The following is a 17,385-nucleotide window of genomic DNA, read 5'->3' as shown; positions in this document are numbered from 1 at the left end:
CCTCTCATTATGATTCGGATATTTCCTGCAAATATGCCCACCGCTCGAATAAACGCTCGTGTTCCGCATTCAATTCATCCAGTTCCTTCGTCAATTCACTCAAACGATCATAGTCTGATCCCGATGCAACCATTTGTGCTTCTGTCGATTCAATCTTCGCCTCTACATCGGCAATGTTTAATTCGATCGATTCCCATTCCTTTTTCTCAGAGTAGGACATCCTTTTTTTAGTTGGCGCTTGCTCCGGCTTATGTTCGTCTTGGGAAGTTTTTATCGGTACGGCATCATTGTTTTTGGCATTCTCCATCTCCAAGTAGTCGGAATAAACGCCGTAAAGGGTTTCGATATTCCCTGACCCATCGAGCACCCACAGCTTTGATGAAGTTCGATCAAGGAAAAAGCGATCATGCGAAATTGTCAACACAACGCCTGGAAAGGAATCAATAAATGATTCAAGCACCGACAGCGTTTCGATATCGAGATCGTTCGTCGGTTCATCGAGCAACAGCACATTTGGCTGCTCCATGAGAAGTTTCAACAAATATAGCCGCTTCCTTTCACCGCCGGATAGCTTTCCGATTGGGGTACCATGGGAGGCGGAAGGAAACAGGAAGCGTTCAAGCATTTGAGTAGCGGATATCCGCGTTCCGCTTCCATCTTCAATATCATTTGAAGTTTCCCGAATATATTCAATGATCCTCTTGTTTTCGTCCATTTTAGGAAGATGTTGATGAAAATGGGCAATCTTCACGGTCGATCCCATTTCAATGGAACCGTCATCCGGTTCAAGATCTTTCGCGAATAGTTTCATAAGTGTCGATTTTCCAGCTCCATTCGGACCGACGATGGCGATACGGTCCCCCGATTGCAAAATACAGCTGAAGCGATTGATGATTTTTTTCTCGCCGTATGCTTTTGAGATATTATTCGCCTCAATCACTTTCTTGCCTAAGCGGGATGTTTTCAATGATACGTCCATGTCAACAGCAGGCCCGTCTTTCTTCAAGTTCTCCTGCAGTTCTTCAAAGCGGCCAATCCGCGCCTTCTGCTTCGTCGACCTGGCTTTTGCACCGCGTCTTATCCACTTTAACTCAGTTCGGTACCGATTACGCATTTTCGCATCGGTCGCTTCCGCCATTTCTTCCCTAAGTGCCTTTGATTCTAAATAATCGGCAAAATTTCCTGTATGGGTGTAAAGCTTACGGTCGGCTAATTCGTAAATATGCGTGGACACTTCGTCAAGGAAGTACCGATCATGAGTAATGAACATAACAGCGCCTTGCTCGCCCTTCAAGTATTCTTGAAGCCAAGTGATCGACTCGACGTCTAGATGGTTCGTCGGCTCATCAAGAAGCAATAGATCTGTCGGTTCAATGATCACTTTCGCTAAAGCTACTCGCTTCTGTTGCCCTCCTGATAGCTCACCCATCTTTTTATCAAATGAATCAATCCCCAATTTCGTGAGGACCATCCTCGCTTTTGTATTCAAGTCCCATGCCGATCTTGCGTCCATCTCGTTTTGCAAACGTGAAAAACGTTCTTGATTTTCAGATGAAGAAGAATCGTTGGCGAGTTGCGCAAGTGCATACTCGTATTCCAAATTCAATTTAATAATCGGTGCATCTGACATGAAAACTGTTTCCATTACAGTTTTATCCGGGTCTAGTACAGGAGATTGAGGTAAATAAGAAATGCTATATTTATTCGGGTGCTCCTTCGCGATGGAGTCTGCATCCTCTGTACCGGCTATGATTGAAAGGAGCGTCGACTTGCCTGTTCCGTTTATCCCGATCAAGCCGACTTTTTCGCCATTCAAGATCGTGAAGGAAATATCACGGAACAACGTTTTCTCTCCGACGGTTTTTGTTAAGTTCTCAACTATCAATTGGCTCATACCAACACATCCATTTCTACTAACTGCATATCTTCATGATAGCTCATTTTCAACTGTTTTTGTATGTTGACGTTCTCTTTCATTATGAATTGTACTGAAAATGAACATGCAATGAATATACGTTATTTCCGTGAAGTATCGGTTCCATTACCCGGGGAATGATAAAGAGGTCCCGATAAAGATGACCTATACGAAGATTTGATATAAATATAATTTTAAAAATACATGAAGTATCTGAAAACACTCTATTATCGCGATAAAAACAAATTTTAATGAAGCCATTTTTATTTTGACAATATAATTAATTTGTCTATATAATAATGAAATACTAAAGGAGGCAACATTTCAAATGTCACAAATAACGAAAAAGCAAATTGTTGAAAGCGTTCCCCAAAAAGGATTCTTCGGACATCCAAAAGGCCTTTTTACGTTGTTTTTCACAGAATTTTGGGAACGTTTTTCATATTACGGTATGAGGGCAATCCTTGTCTTCTACATGTATTATGAAGTGTCAAAGGGCGGACTTGGCATCAATGAGACGACAGCGCTCTCCATTATGTCCATTTACGGTGCATTAGTATATATGTCCGGAATTATCGGGGGCTGGCTTGCAGACCGCATATTTGGAACGTCCAAGGCGGTATTCTATGGTGGAATATTAATCATGCTGGGCCATATTGTCCTTGCGTTGCCTGGAGGTGCGACAGCGCTCTTCATCTCGATGGGATTAATTGTTCTAGGAACTGGTCTATTGAAGCCGAACGTTTCAAGCATCGTCGGAGATATTTATGAAAGAGACGATATTCGCCGTGACTCCGGCTTTAGTATTTTCTACATGGGCATTAATATGGGGGGCTTCCTTGCACCTTTGATTGTAGGGACTGTGGGGATGAAATATAACTTCCACCTCGGTTTCGGTCTTGCAGCGGTCGGAATGTTCTTTGGGTTAGTTTTGTTCGTCTTAACTAAGAAAAAGAACTTGGGATTAGCAGGCACTCAAATCGCAAATCCGTTGCCCCCAGAAGAACGCAAACGTTTCTTCATAGCCACTCTAGCGGCTGTATTAGTTTTAGGGGCTCTTATATTCATTTCTATTCCTAGAGGTTGGCTCACGTTTGACTCGTTCATCGGTCTTGTAGGGATTCTCGGGTTCTTAATACCATTTTCTTATTTCGTACTCATGTATAGAAGCAAGAAGACGACATCTGACGAAAAATCAAGGATACTCGCGTACATTCCATTATTTTTAGCTTCTGTCATGTTTTGGGCTATTGCAGAACAAGGTTCAACCATTTTGGCACTCTATGCAGATAAACGAACAAATTTGGATATTTTAGGATTCCGTATTTCACCTGCTTGGTTCCAATCTTTAAATCCATTATTCATCATTGTTTTAGCACCTATATTTGCTTGGTTATGGATTAAAATGGGTAATCGCCAACCGACGATCCCACAAAAATTCTCATTCGGTATCCTTTTTGCAGGGCTTTCATTTATCGTCATTCTATTGCCTGCCTATTTCGGTGGAGCTGGTACACTTGTAAATCCACTATGGCTTGTATTAAGTATCTTCATTGCAGTATTAGGTGAGCTTTGTCTTTCTCCAGTAGGTTTGTCGGCAACGACTAAATTGGCACCCGAAGCCTTCTCTGCACAGACGATGAGCTTATGGTTCCTGTCGAACGCCGCAGCTCAAGCACTTAACGCACAGCTCGTGAAGTTTTATTCTGTTGAAACTGAAATGATGTATTTCGGTATTATCGGTGGTGTGGCGATTGCCTTAAGTTTAATTCTTTTCGCCATCTCCCCTATCATCCTTAAGTATATGAAGGGTGTTCATTGATCTTATTTCATTTATGAAGCAATACCGCTCGCGGTATTGCTTTTTTATTTTGTTAAAGATGTTCTCCATTAAAATTAAAAATGGTATGATAGAATAGATAGAAAATTAATTAATGTAAAAAGGGGAAATATTATGATTGTGGGATTGTCGATTATCCTAGTTTTAGTTCTATTTCTGCCCTTTACAATCCCGTTTGTCGAGCGCAATTTAGAAATGTTCCTCTTCGTAATGGGTATTGCGGCAGTTGTAGTGAGCGGAGTTCTGAATAGGGATTTGGTAATGAAAGCTCTTGAAGACCCCATACATATTACGATTGCTGTCGTAGTGGCGGGCCTCATTTTCAAATGGCTGCAGAAGCCATTTGAAAAAAGTATCAAAGGAGTCAGCCAGATCCTTCCTTTCAAACTCTTTTTGGCGCTCATTATCATCATTCTTGGAATCGTTTCAAGTGTAATCACTGCAATCATTGCAGCGCTCGTTTTAGTGGCGATCGTTAGTGTGTTGGAGCTTGATCGTAAGTCGGAAGTCCGTTTTGTCATTCTTGCCTGTTATTCAATTGGGATGGGTGCTGTATTGACACCTATCGGGGAGCCCCTTTCAACAATTGCAACGAGCAAACTGAATGCAGATTTCTTTTATCTATTAAGGCTAATCGGTTCAGATATCATTCCTGGAGTCATCGCTTTTGGCTTATTAGCAATTATTCTTATCCACCCTACCAAAAAGACAAAAGGGTTGAAGGCGAATCAAGGGAAAGAGTCATTGACGGATATTCTTATCCGCGGCTTTAAAGTGTATCTATTCGTTATGGCTTTGACATTATTAGGTGCCGGATTTGAACCGTTCATTAAACGATTCCTGCTTGATCTTAATCCATATATTCTCTATTGGATCAATATGATATCGGCCGTACTCGATAATGCAACGCTTGCTGCCGCGGAAATTAGCAGTGAGATGGACGAGCCGACGATTAAAGCGATCTTATTAGGGCTTCTAATTAGTGGCGGGATGCTCATCCCCGGCAATATCCCTAATATTATCGCCGCAGGAAAATTAAATATTAAAAGTGTCGAATGGGCGCGATTCGGAGTGCCGATCGGCCTGATCGCCATGATCATCTATTTCATTACAATCGTTGTTTTCGGATAAGAAAACGGCCAGTCACTAGTTATATCCTAGTGGCTGGCCGTCTATTATTTCTTCTTCGTTAGGCGTCCAAGTAGGAATGCGCCTGCAGCTAACCCGATCATCGTATTCGTCTTCTTCGTAAACACTTGTTTGACAACAAGGTTCATATTTTGTGGTCTTTCAGCAAGACGACGCATGAAATAGCCATACCAATCTTGGCCGAAAGGGACATATGTGCAGAAGTTATACCCTTCTTTCGCCAACTCCAACTGCATATCCTTCCTGAAACCATATAGCATTTGAAACTCAAACTTATCGTTTGAAATATTATTGTCTTTGACAAATTGTTTAACGTGGTTAATGACATTATGGTCATGTGTTGCAATGGAAGTGAATTTACCGTTCAGTAAATGCCATTCAATCAATTTGATGTAATTCTTATCAATGTCCTGTTTGTCTTGGTAAGCATACTCTGCAGGTTCCTTATATGCCCCTTTAACAATTCTGAGACGGTAATTCTTATATTTATGCAAGTCCTCTTCTGCCCGAAAAAAGTAAGCTTGGATGACCGTACCGATATTGCCGTACTGCTTCGATAGCTCGTCCAGCAAGTTGAATGATGGTTGAAGACGAGCATGGTCTTCCATGTCAAAATTGACGAAGATACCGTATTTATTTGCCGAAGCAACTATTTCTCCAATGTTTACCTTACAGAAATCATAATCGATATCTAGGCCTAATTGAGAAGGCTTCAATGAAATATGTGCATCTACGCCATTTTCATGAATGGCTTCAACGACTGCGAGAATTTGTTCTTTCGCAGCAATTGCTTCCTCTCTCTCAAACACGAATTCGCCCAAGTTGTCTACAGTGCAAGAGATGCCATGCTTATTCAGTTCTTTAATACTTTCAATCGTTTCTGCAATATTTGTTCCAGCTACTACGTTTTGCGCACCTAGTTTTAGTCCATATTTTTTTGCCGCACTATTCAAAAATTGATTTTGAGATAGGCCGATAAAGAAGTCTTTTAACATTTTCATTACTCCTCGATAAAAAAATTATGTTCATCATGCATTATAACATAGCAGCCTTTAATCACCATCAAAATTAGTGATAAAAAAAATAGTATTCATTATCTTCTATTATTCAGCAACTCAACAAAGAAACAGATGAAGGAAAGCATTTTGCTCTCCCCCATCTGCCTTATTTGAATACTTTTCTGACAACTAATTCGCCATCGTGTAGCCTCCAAATTGGTTTTCAAGAATCGTACCAAGGGAAAAGATGGCGTCCTCGTTGCCGTTTTTACTGATGATTTGCAGACCGACCGGCATTCCGTCATCATCCTTTCCCATTGGAACCGTCAATGAGGGAAGTCCCCATGTGTTTGCATACGCAACGAATGGCATATATTTAAGGAATGTCTTTTTAATTGAGAATATTTCTTTATAAACGATGCCATGAGGCGGTGCGGCAGTATGGTAAACCGGCATGACGATCAACCGTCTTTCCAAATACTCTTCTAGGAATTCATCCCCATCTTTCAACAGAAGCGATATTTCATTCACCCTTTTCGCCGATGGTTTGAATAAAGAAGCGCCGATCAACGCCCACGACAAATAACGATGAATAGTTGCGTTCCTGCCTGTCATTTCTTTAGTGAATGCGGTAAATGGACTACCCTTTCCATTCTCGAAGGCTATCGTTCTAGTTGACTTCCCACCATCTATCGACATGATCTCCTGCCAAAGAAGTGCCGATTCCTCGAGGTGCGGAATGGGCTCCCGTTCCGTCGTATAGCTGTTTTTCAAGTATAGATATACATCGTTCAATATTTTCACCATGTCATCTGAAAGCGGGAATTCAGTCGTGCGAAATACATCAATAGAAAAATCACCAATGTCCTTTTCATCCATTTCATGGTTTGCAATGATCGAATAGATTAGTTTCGCATCCCTTACTGTTTTCGCGAGCGGTCCAATGCCAAGCATCCTTTGCTGCCATGCATTCTCCACTAACGGAAAACTTCCCTTTTGGGAAACTTGCCCTTTTCCAGATTTGAATCCGACGACACCATTAAAATGGCTTGGAAACCGGATTGAACCACCAATATCCGAACCGAGTCCTACAGTAGCCGCTCCGAGTGCAATCGCTGCTCCTTCTCCCCCGCTGGAACCGCCTGCTGTTCGATTTAGATTCCATGGATTGTTTGTCCTGCCATACAATTTATTGTCCGTTTCTTGGCAAAAACATAATTCCGGTGTATTCGTCTTCCCGATAATAATCGCACCTTCAGCTTTCAACTTCCTGACAACTTCCGCATCTTGGTCCTGTACGAATCCTTTTCTTCCGATCAATCCACCTGTCGTTTGCATTCCAGCGACATTAAATGACTCTTTCATGCTCATCGGAACACCGAACAATTTTCCTTTTGCTTCACCGTTCGATCGTGCGGCATCTGCCTTTGCAGCCTGCTCCACCGCAGCATCAAAACGGTTTTCCACCAGGAAGTTGACTGTCGGATTTTTTTCTTTCATTCTCTCGCTGAAGATCGAAGTGACTTCTGCAACAGTCACTTTCTCATTGAGTATCATTTCCTTAATATCAAAAGCATCTGCACGTAATATGGATTCCACCTTATTCATTACTTTCCCCCCTCCCATTTTAAACACAATTCACTATTTTCATTATAATAATAGAGTGAAATTTAGACAAACGAAGAAAGCTTCTTTCCTTTAACGGAAAGAAGCCTTACAGAATTACATAAGATTTACGAAGATGACAATGAGTATGATAAGTGTAGACACTCCCAATGCGGTCCATAAACCGGCATCGGGCTTGTCTGGTCTACTATCCCATTTTTGCATGATATCATCTCCTTTTCTTCGTACATCCCTATAAGTTTCCCCGACTTCTAATTCTCTAAACAGACTATTCGAAATTGGAGTAATTCCTTAGTTTTAATTATGTTAAACTATTAGATAGAAAAGAGGTCATCCGATGTTTGTATTTATGATTAATCCAACTTCAGGTAAGGGTGCAGCAGTTGCCATATGGCATGAAATTGAAGCGATTCTTATAGAAAAGAAATTACCTTATGAAGCGCATATATGCGTCTCTTCAGAAATCACACGTGCTTATATAAATGAAACTACAGCTATGCATTCAAAAACGGCTTTTGTCGTAATTGGCGGTGACGGTACAGTAAGCTCTGTCCTCCAACAATTGGTCGATACAAACATACCATTAGCTGTCTTTCCTGCCGGGTCAGGCAATGATGTCGCTAGAAATTTCGGTTTGGTTGCCGAGCCGAAGCAATTTGTCGAAAAGCTGATTCACGGCGAAACGAGGTCTGTGGATCTATTATATGTGAATGGAATGTACGCAATGACGGTAGTCGGTGTCGGAATGGATGCACAGATTGGAATAAGGGCCGATCGCTCCATTTATAAAAGATGGCTCAATAAATTTAATCGTGGAGGAGACGCCTATACGATTGCAGCCATCATTGAATTGCTGACGTTCAAGTCATTCTACGGTAAACTTTTCGTCGATGGGAACCTCGTTCTCCAAACTGACCTATGGCTAATTGCGAATGGCAATGTGAAAATGTATGGTGGCGGCCTTACGATTTGCCCTCTTGCACAACCTGACGATGGTCTGATAGATGTAACAGCTTTACATGATGCGAGACGTTTGAAAGTCTTATCCAAACTCTTCCCCGAACTGCTAAAAGGAGAGCCTCTCATTGCTAATGAAGTTTCCTATTTCAAAGGAAAGGAAATTATGATTGAAGGACAAAGGAAATTGCCTTATGTCATCGATGGGGAAATCTTCTACTCTGAAAAAATTCATCTCTCCATCCGGCCAAAGGCATTAAAACTTGTCGTGACGTCTTAATATTTGATTTTCCTGTAAAGAAAACGCTTACATATTTTATTGAATAATGTGTCTTGATGAAATCGTTAAAATTAATTAGCAATTATGAACAATCTTATGTTCTTCTTCCGGGTTTCATGGTAATATAATAAAATATTCATTTTTATTACCGGAGGGGAAAGAGCGTATGACAAAGATGGCTAAGAGTGAAACGAAGACAGTACAAGTGGAAGATATACTGATTGCCAATCAATTGCTCAAGGATGTCGTAAATCATACACCTTTGCAAAAAAACGAGAGGCTATCCGAGAAATATGACTGTAATGTCTATATTAAGCGGGAAGATTTACAATATGTGCGCTCCTTCAAATTACGTGGCGCATTTTACAAAATTAAGCGGATTGAAACAGCTGCACGCGAAAAGGGTATTGTTTGTGTAAGTGCGGGCAATCATGCACAAGGTGTCGCATATGCTTGTGCCCATTTGAAGATTAGTGGCAAAATTTACATGCCGCAAACAACGCCGAAACAGAAAATAAACCAAGTGAAAATGTTCGGGAGGGATTTTGTCGAGGTCATCCTTGTCGGCGATACGTTCGATGATTCTTCCGCCCATGCAGTGAAGTGCGCAGAAAAGGAAGATCGGATTTTCATCCATCCATTCGATGACGAGGATATTATCGCGGGTCAAGGTACAGTAGCTGTCGAAGTGATGAATGATATTGAAGAGCCGATTGATTTTGTTTTCGCAAGCATCGGCGGCGGCGGTCTCATGGCGGGGATCAGCACGTATATTAAAAACCTATCCCCTATGACTAAGATGATCGGAGTCGAACCGGAGGGGGCAAGCAGTATGAAAGCCGCAATCCGGAACGGCGCTGTCATGACTTTGGAAAACATCGATAAATTCGTCGATGGAGCTGCTGTCAAATGTGCAGGGGCTAAAACATTTGAGATTTGTCGGAAATATGTCGATGACATTATGAGTGTTCCTGAAGGAAAAGTGTGTACCGCTATTTTGAATTTATATAACGAACATGCTATCATCGCCGAACCTGCAGGGGCTTTGCCGATTGCCGCCCTTGATTTCTATAAAGACCAGATCAAAGGGAAATCGGTCGTTTGCATTATCAGCGGTGGGAATAACGATATTGGACGGATGCAGGAAATTAAGGAAAAATCCCTTTTGCATGAAGGGCTGCTCTATTATTTCATTATCAATTTCCCACAACGTGCAGGCGCTTTGCGGCAGTTTCTAGACTCCGTGTTAGGACCGGACGATGATATTACCACTTTCGAATATACGAAGAAGCATAATAAGGAAAACGGGCCGGGACTGGTAGGCATAGAATTGAAGAGGAAGGAAGATTACGAAGGCCTGTTGCTCCGTATGGAACAGAATGGCTTCCCGTTCACCGAAGTGAATAAAGACAGCACGTTATTCGAATTGCTAATTTGATTGCAAAAGGAAAAACCCACAAACGACACTTTAATGCCGTTTGTGGGTTTTAATTAATCGGTGTTGTCGCGATTACTGTCGCAATTCTGTCAATCGCTGGTAGTGCATTCGTTTTCTTCCCATGGGTTAGGACACTGAAAATCAATGTCTCCCCATTTCCCGTTTCAACATATCCTGCCAATGAACTGACTTGGTTCAAGCTACCGGTCTTTGCAATAATCTTCCCTTTCACAGAAGCACCTTTTAATCTGTTTTTCAACGTACCTCCAACGAAACGGTCATTCATGCCTGAAACAGGCAAACCTTGTACGAAACTTCCATACCAAGGTGCTTGTCGCGCAAGGAACAACAATTCCGTTAATTGGGCTGACGTTACTTTGTTATTATGGGACATGCCAGATGCATCTTCAAATTTCCATTCAGACGTTTGTAAACCAATGGCTTGTCCAAATTCACGCATAACTCGCAAACCAGCATTCCAGCTTCCTTCCCCATACACTCGTTTGCCCATCGTTTTTGCTAATGTTTCGGCATGTGTATTATTACTTAACTTCATGAAAGGCTTCATCAATTTCTTCAATGGCATCGATTGTCTGGATGCAAGAACTTTGGCTTGTTGAGGGGCTTCCCGCCTTGTCACCTTCGATGGTTTTGTGAACGTGATCCCTTTTTCGGAAAGTGCCTTTTTAAAAACATCTAGCGTATAAGCTGTCGGGTTAGAGACGGTCACCCATTCCTTTTTACCCCCACTTCCGAGAGGGGCATTTCCCGTTATGACAATATTATTCGTTCCATGTTGGCGTTTAATAGATAATGTGTTTTTAGAGCCCTTCGAAACAGTTTTACTTTTATTAATAATCGTGATGATGCCCGTATCAGGCGTCATTGTCACTTTCGCTTTATACCCCTTTTTTGTCGGTATGGCGTTGACTATCACAGTGCCGGCATCATAGTCAGTATTCGGTGATAACGTCAATCCGGATATTTGCGCGGCATAGTAAAAAGTTTCGTCACTTTTATCAATTCCTGGTGATAGGCGTTCGGAATCAAACCAACTGTCATCTCCGACTAAATCACCGGTGATTTTCTTTACGCCAAGCTTTGAAAGAGTGGCAGCAAATTGATCCAAATCCCTTTTCATAAGAGTGGGATCCCCTTGCCCTCTTAAGTAAAGATTGCCGTTTAAAACACCTTTTGCTATTGAGCCGTCCGTGAGCACATCTGTCGTGAATTGGTATTCTTCACCAAGCGTTTCCAAAGCGGCCGCTGATGTGAGAAGCTTTAAAGTAGATGCAGGTGTAACTTTGCGATCCGCATTAGCTTCGAATATAATCTCCCCAGTTGACGCCTTTCGTACAGTGACACTGGCGTCGAGAGACTTCATTGATGAATCAGCCATTATCGTATTGATTTTTCTTTCCAGACTCTCGTACTGACCTGAAGCTTGTACATCTGACTGACTTGGAACAACTGTGAACACGGCAGCAAACGACATAATAACAACCATAAAAAATATGGAAGTTCTTTTGAAAACCAAACCATTTCCCCCTTCTTCTGCGTTGTCGTTTTCAGTCTACCATTTATTACAAGGCAAATAAATAGATTTTAAGATAAAACTATTTTATTTATTAAAATATTCAACCTAGAAATATACTACTTTTGATAGGCATGAAATAAAAAAGACAAAAAAAGACATCCACTTTGAGCGGATGTCTCTATTTTGCCTTATAACCCTACTGAAATATATTTGATTTCAATATATTCATCCAAGCCATGATGGCCGCCTTCCCTACCAAGACCACTCTGCTTGAATCCTCCAAATGGCGCCTGGGGAGTCGAAGGAAGTCCATCATTTAAACCAACAATTCCATATTCCAATTGCTCGCTCATCCGGATTCCTCTTGAGATATTTTCTGTAAATAGATAGGCTGCCAATCCATAAATCGAATCATTCGCCCTTCGGAGAACTTCTTCTTCCGAAGAAAAAGTTGTAATCGGTGCTACGGGGCCAAAGGTCTCTTCCTGCATGCAAACCATATTATCTTTAACATCAACTAAGACAGTCGGCTCGTAAAACAGACCTTGTTTCCTTGAGCCGCCGACAGCAATTTTCGCACCCTTTGACTGTGCATCATCTACATGTGATTGTACTTTACTAATTGCGTCTTCATCGATAAGTGGACCGATTGAAACATCTTCATCCACTCCGTTTCCGACTTTTAAACGTTTTACCCGATCAACAAGCTTTTCTGTAAAATCTTCCGCAATTGTTTCATGTACGTAAATACGATTTGCACATACACATGTTTGTCCTGCATTCCTAAACTTAGCGGCAATGACTCCATCTACCGCTTTTTCAATATCGCAGTCATCCATGACGATTGCCGGGGCATGACCTCCGAGTTCCAAAGAAATTTTCTTCACCGTGTCCGCCGCTCCGCGCATTAGCAGCTTCCCTACTTCCGTAGAACCGGTAAATGTCAGCTTACGGACACGTGTATCTTTCAGCCAAGCTTCACCTATAGCACTCGCATCACCTGTTACAACGTTAATGACACCAGCAGGTATACCAGCTTCCAACGCCAACTGAGCCAATCGGATAGCTGTTATCGGAGTCTGTTCGGCAGGCTTGATGACGACTGTACAACCTGCTGCCAGTGCAGGTCCAACCTTTCTTGTAATCATTGCCGCCGGAAAATTCCAAGGCGTAATGACAGCCGTTACGCCAACTGGCTGTTTATGGATGAAAATCCGTTTTCCCGTATGGCTTGAAGGGATCACTTCACCATAAATGCGTTTCGCTTCTTCCGCATACCAAGATATGAATCCGTTCGCGTACTTTATTTCACCCCTAGCTTCAGCTAAAGGTTTTCCTTGTTCCTCCGTCATTGTTCGCGCAAGTTCTTCCATATGGATTTCAATCAGCTCATGCCATTTGTTCAAAAGTGAACTCCGTTCATAGGCAGATAAAGCGGACCAATCTGTAAAAGCGTCATATGCTGCATCCACAGCCAAAACAGCTTCCTTTGTGCCTCCATTAGGTACAGTAGCTATCTGTTCTCCTGTCGCGGGATTCATGACTTGTATAATAGAAAGACTCTCTCCGAATTCCTCTCCATTAATGAGCATTGAAAATGATTGCATCTTACAGCCTCCTCCATCAACCGATCAGCTCGGCTGATGATTATTCAATTCTATAGTATCAGTAAATCCTCTTATGAAGAAACCATCTGTACCTGACCATTCACAATAGAGAATTTCCTCCACACGATCATATCCTTTTGCATTGATTCCTTCTTGCAGCCACTCATTGGATTTTCCAATGGCATTCAAGACTTCGGTTTTCACCTTGCCTTCATCGATGAGCAAGACACTTGGCTCTTCTTCCTTCTTTTCGATTCCTAAATCCTCGGCTACGACGGACTTATACTTTGCGAACGTATTAATGGAAACTTGGCCGCCTGGTTCAATATACATGTCACGTACTTCTCTCAATGAAAAGATCCCTTGTTGACGAAGCATTGTTCGAACCTGTTCCATTTCTAATTGGTTTTTCTTAAAGGCTTTTTGATTGATTTTTCCATTTGCAATTAATTGATCAGGCTCTCCTTTAAGAAGAATTCGCAACGAATTGAATTTAGCAACCAGCTTCTCGACAGCAAAAATTGCTACAGCCCAAATTGCGATTGCGAATAGGAACTTCCATACTGTAATTTTTTCATCATACAAAGTTTCTTCAAGGATTCCACCGAACATTATTAAATAGATGATGTCATACGGAGTCATTTCAGCCAAATGTTTCTTGCCTAGAAGCCGAATGACAATCATGAAAGTAATCAATCCGACGACGAGCTTCATACCAATTATTAGATAATCCATCTTGATACCTCCTATTCTATTGGTAGTTAAATACCCGAATATGCCGCTTTAAATCAAAAACGGCTTATGATGTTTTAAATAGATTAGTTGGGGTATTTTCTAGAATAGCAATTAGCTAGACCAAAAATATAATCAGGAGGCGTTTTGAAATGGTACAAAGACACGTGGTAGGTTATTACGAAACCGAATCTGAAGCTGTAGCAGCAATTGAAGAATTGAAACGACAAGGATACAGTTCAAATGAAATTTCCATCATTAGTAAAGATAGAGATCACGTAGAAAACATCGAAGAGCAGACAGGAACCCATGCTGCAGACGGCGCTGCAACAGGTGCTGCAACAGGAGGATTGCTTGGCGGACTTGGAGGAGTATTAGCTGGAATTGGAGCACTAGCGATTCCAGGCATCGGGCCAATCATTGCGGCGGGGCCAATCGTGGCAGGAATCACTGGCGCGGCTGCAGGGGCTGGAGTCGGCGGACTTACTGGCGCATTGATCGGAATGGGTATTCCGGAGGAGGAAGCTCATCGTTATAATGATTATTTCAATGAAGGCAAAATTCTTGTTTTAGTAGATGGCGAGTATGTAAACAATCGTATGGATTATCCGGATCGCCCGCTTATCTAAAATAAATAAAGGCTGTTCCCTCACACGGGAACAGCCTTTTTATTTTAATAATATGGTGAAATCATGATATAGACGAGAACACCAGTAAAGCTGACATACAACCATATCGGCATTGTCCAACGTGCTATTTTACGATGGCGTTCATGCTCCCTGTTCCATGCCCTTGCGACACTTGTCAACGCAAGCGGAACGATTACCGCAGCAAGAACAATATGTGTTATGAGCACAAAATAATAGATCCCAGCTAAGATGCCTTCCCCGCCATATGGTGTAGAAGGGGACAAATAATGAAACGCAACATAGGTGACGAGAAATAATGCTGTCGTACAAAATGCGGCATATATGAATTTCTGATGAACATTCACATTTCTTTTCTTTATGGCGATGAGAGCTGCGACTAAAAAGAGGAATGTGAAGCTATTAAAAATAGCATTTAACATCGGGAGGATTGTAACATCGAACGCATCAAAATTCTCTACCCCCTGCATCCCCGACAATATGCCGATTATACCTATTAAAACGACTGATAAAATGATGATGGCAGGCCGGTAATTTCGTTTTTTAAACGGCTTCCCTTCTGCGGATTGATTCATGAAAACATCTCCTTAAACAATACATTTCTATCCGTAGTGTAACATAATTTCCGTACCATAAACTCCACTTCACATTGTTGTCAAAATGAAAAAAGGTTCTAAGTCAAATATTGGTGTGATGTGATCTGCACGTCACCCTTTCATTTAGATTTTGCGAAGTAGAATGTTGATTTACGCTACAGGCGGACGCTTTCCGCCGGCATGGCTTCAGCCGCTTCCCTCGCTTTGCTCAGTCCAGGGTCTTCAGCTCATGCTATTCCGGCAGGAGTCGCCGCCTTTCGCTCCGATCAACGAATCTCTTTTAAATCAACGGCGCCGTAAGATAAATCCCTAACCTAAATGAACCCCGATTTCTTTATATCCAATGTTCAATAATATCTTTGCTTTAAAGTGATCAAAACGCCTAAAACCGTACGCATTGCATTTCATAACTTTTATTATGGTTAATCTCCTCAAGAAAACCTTTGGAATTCTGGTGTTCACGTGCTTTTTTTGTTGAATTTGGGGAATACCCCAACAAATATTTTAGAACCGAAAAAAAACAGCCGGGACTCATTTCCCGACTGCATGATAATTACTGACTGTTCATTTGGACAATGTGCGATATAAGAAAGCTTTTGTCCTGTCCATTTGCGGATTCGTCAAAAGATCGATCGGACTTCCGGATTCCACGATTTCGCCTTTATCCATGAAAATCGCTTTATTTGCAACGTCTTTTGCAAATTCCATTTCATGAGTGACAACAACCATAGTCATATCCTCGTGAGCAAGGTCCTTCATGACACGGAGAACTTCTCCTGTCAACTCCGGATCGAGGGCAGAAGTCGGTTCATCGAACAATAGAATCTCGGGCTTCCTCATTAAGGCACGGGCAATCGCCACCCTTTGTTTCTGTCCGCCCGAAAGCTTGGACGGCAATACATCAGCCTTATCTGACAGGCCGACCTTTGACAATAATTCCATGCTCAACTCACGGGTTTGTTTCGAGCTATCCTGTTTCAAAAGCTTTGGTGCTAGTTCAAGGTTTTCCACGACCGTCAAATGCGGAAACAGATTGAAATGTTGAAACACCATTCCCATTTTGGATGTAATCTCTTTCAATTGTTGAGGTTTTGAATAAACTCCATCCTTAACGATATAGTTTCCATTTACCGCAATGCTGCCTCCATCAAGTTCTTCTAAGTGAACAAGACTTCTAAGCATCGTGCTTTTCCCCGATCCTGAAGGTCCGATGACAGCGATGACATCATTTTTATTCACTTCAAAACTGATCTGCTTCAGTACTTCCAACGGACCGAATGATTTTTTTATGTTTTCAACTTCAAGAATCGGCATGCCTTACACTCCTCTTTATCAATAACGAATAATCTCGTATCTATTCCGAACAAAAGTTAATCGAACCGCAATCGTCTTTCCAACCATTTGAAGAACAGTGTCAAACATAACGTAATGAGTAGATATATGACTCCAGCAAGTAAGAATGGAGTTATTGTGAAGTCACGGTTGACAGCTGTTTGCGCAAAGTGCAACAGTTCAGGGACTGCTACCGCGTACAACAAAGCCGTATCCTTCACCAAAGTGACCGACTCATTCGCCACTGCGGGCAATGCAACACGGAACATTTGAGGAAGTACAACCTTCCTCATTGTCTGCCAGCGATTCAAACCAAGCACTTGGGCAGCTTCATATTGACCTTTGTCAATCGCAAGCAAACCTCCACGGAAGATCTCAGCAAAATAAGCTGCATAATTCAAAATGAATCCTAAACACGCTGCAACAAACCGGTCAAGCACTAAAAATTCCCCAATAACTGGGATAAGCGGTAGACCGAAAACGATGAATAGGAGTTGCAATAAGAGCGGCGTTCCCCGCATCAAATAAATATAAGTATGTGCCAAGTATGCTAACGGCTTGATGGAACTTCTAGCAACCAATGTTAGCAGGAAGCCAAGTGGAATTGAGACAATGATCGCCACTAGGAATAGTAGAACGGTCGCTTGGGCCCCTTCCAGCATCGGTTTCAAGATGGATAAGAAATAGTCGATAGACATATGATAACTCCTTCTAAAAAGCAAAACAGGTTT

Annotated in this window: 14 protein-coding genes; 5 read left to right on the top strand and 9 right to left on the bottom strand. The window is 41.9% G+C overall.

Translation table 11 applies throughout. From position 1 onward, the window contains the following. Positions 1-7 precede the first annotated feature (7 nt). Positions 8-1,894, bottom strand: a complete 1,887-nt coding sequence (locus AB1K89_RS00530) for an ABC-F family ATP-binding cassette domain-containing protein (protein ID WP_413052883.1) — start codon at positions 1,892-1,894, stop codon at positions 8-10. A 349-nt stretch (positions 1,895-2,243) separates the two neighbouring features. On the opposite strand from AB1K89_RS00530, the gene AB1K89_RS00525 reads away from it, so the two are divergent. Together AB1K89_RS00525 and AB1K89_RS00520 are read left to right on the top strand one after the other, a co-directional pair. Then, on the top strand, positions 2,244-3,737 hold the full coding sequence (locus tag AB1K89_RS00525; protein ID WP_413052882.1) for a peptide MFS transporter: 1,494 nt from the start codon (positions 2,244-2,246) through the stop codon (positions 3,735-3,737). A 132-nt stretch (positions 3,738-3,869) separates the two neighbouring features. Beyond that, positions 3,870-4,886, top strand: a complete 1,017-nt coding sequence (locus AB1K89_RS00520; protein WP_413052881.1) for a DUF1646 family protein — start codon at positions 3,870-3,872, stop codon at positions 4,884-4,886. 44 nt (positions 4,887-4,930) lie between these two features. On the opposite strand, the gene AB1K89_RS00515 is transcribed toward AB1K89_RS00520, so the two are convergent. Then, positions 4,931-5,899 carry a proline dehydrogenase family protein gene (locus tag AB1K89_RS00515; protein ID WP_413052880.1) on the bottom strand — a complete coding sequence of 323 codons (969 nt, stop codon included), beginning with the start codon at positions 5,897-5,899 and terminating at the stop codon, positions 4,931-4,933. Between the two features lie 192 nt (positions 5,900-6,091). Then, entirely contained in the window at positions 6,092-7,510 is a 1,419-nt protein-coding gene (locus AB1K89_RS00510; RefSeq protein WP_413052879.1) for an amidase, read from the bottom strand. 355 nt (positions 7,511-7,865) lie between these two features. Between AB1K89_RS00510 and AB1K89_RS00505 the strand changes: the two genes are divergently transcribed. After that, entirely contained in the window at positions 7,866-8,765 is a 900-nt protein-coding gene (locus AB1K89_RS00505) for a diacylglycerol/lipid kinase family protein (protein ID WP_413052878.1), read from the top strand. Between the two features lie 175 nt (positions 8,766-8,940). After that, positions 8,941-10,203, top strand: a complete 1,263-nt coding sequence (gene ilvA, locus AB1K89_RS00500) for a threonine ammonia-lyase IlvA (protein ID WP_413053418.1) — start codon at positions 8,941-8,943, stop codon at positions 10,201-10,203. A 49-nt stretch (positions 10,204-10,252) separates the two neighbouring features. Here the strand turns inward: ilvA and dacB are convergent, their stop codons facing one another. The 3 genes from dacB to AB1K89_RS00485 all read right to left on the bottom strand — a co-directional run bounded on the left by dacB (position 10,253) and on the right by AB1K89_RS00485 (position 14,082). Then, positions 10,253-11,740, bottom strand: coding sequence for a D-alanyl-D-alanine carboxypeptidase/D-alanyl-D-alanine endopeptidase (gene dacB / locus AB1K89_RS00495; protein ID WP_413052877.1), 1,488 nt, complete (start codon positions 11,738-11,740; stop codon positions 10,253-10,255). Positions 11,741-11,928: 188 nt separating this feature from the next. Then, positions 11,929-13,347, bottom strand: a complete 1,419-nt coding sequence (locus AB1K89_RS00490; protein ID WP_413052876.1) for an NAD-dependent succinate-semialdehyde dehydrogenase — start codon at positions 13,345-13,347, stop codon at positions 11,929-11,931. A gap of 24 nt (positions 13,348-13,371) precedes the next feature. After that, positions 13,372-14,082, bottom strand: coding sequence for a DUF421 domain-containing protein (locus AB1K89_RS00485; protein ID WP_413052875.1), 711 nt, complete (start codon positions 14,080-14,082; stop codon positions 13,372-13,374). Positions 14,083-14,231: 149 nt separating this feature from the next. On the opposite strand from AB1K89_RS00485, the gene AB1K89_RS00480 reads away from it, so the two are divergent. After that, entirely contained in the window at positions 14,232-14,708 is a 477-nt protein-coding gene (locus AB1K89_RS00480) for a general stress protein (protein WP_413052874.1), read from the top strand. 44 nt (positions 14,709-14,752) lie between these two features. Here AB1K89_RS00480 and AB1K89_RS00475 read toward each other — a convergent pair whose 3' ends face one another. From AB1K89_RS00475 to AB1K89_RS00465, 3 genes are all read right to left on the bottom strand, one after another. Then, on the bottom strand, positions 14,753-15,301 hold the full coding sequence (locus AB1K89_RS00475; RefSeq protein WP_413052873.1) for a DUF420 domain-containing protein: 549 nt from the start codon (positions 15,299-15,301) through the stop codon (positions 14,753-14,755). A gap of 585 nt (positions 15,302-15,886) precedes the next feature. After that, a complete protein-coding gene (locus AB1K89_RS00470; RefSeq protein WP_413052872.1) occupies positions 15,887-16,636 on the bottom strand; it encodes an amino acid ABC transporter ATP-binding protein in 750 nt (249 codons plus the stop codon). 56 nt (positions 16,637-16,692) lie between these two features. Next, positions 16,693-17,352: an amino acid ABC transporter permease gene (locus AB1K89_RS00465; RefSeq protein ID WP_413052871.1), complete on the bottom strand. Its 660-nt coding sequence runs from the start codon at positions 17,350-17,352 to the stop codon at positions 16,693-16,695. Positions 17,353-17,385 lie beyond the last annotated feature (33 nt).

Source organism: Sporosarcina pasadenensis, assembly GCF_047228845.1.
GTDB lineage: Bacteria > Bacillota > Bacilli > Bacillales_A > Planococcaceae > Sporosarcina.
This window is presented reverse-complemented; position numbering and strand designations above follow the sequence as displayed.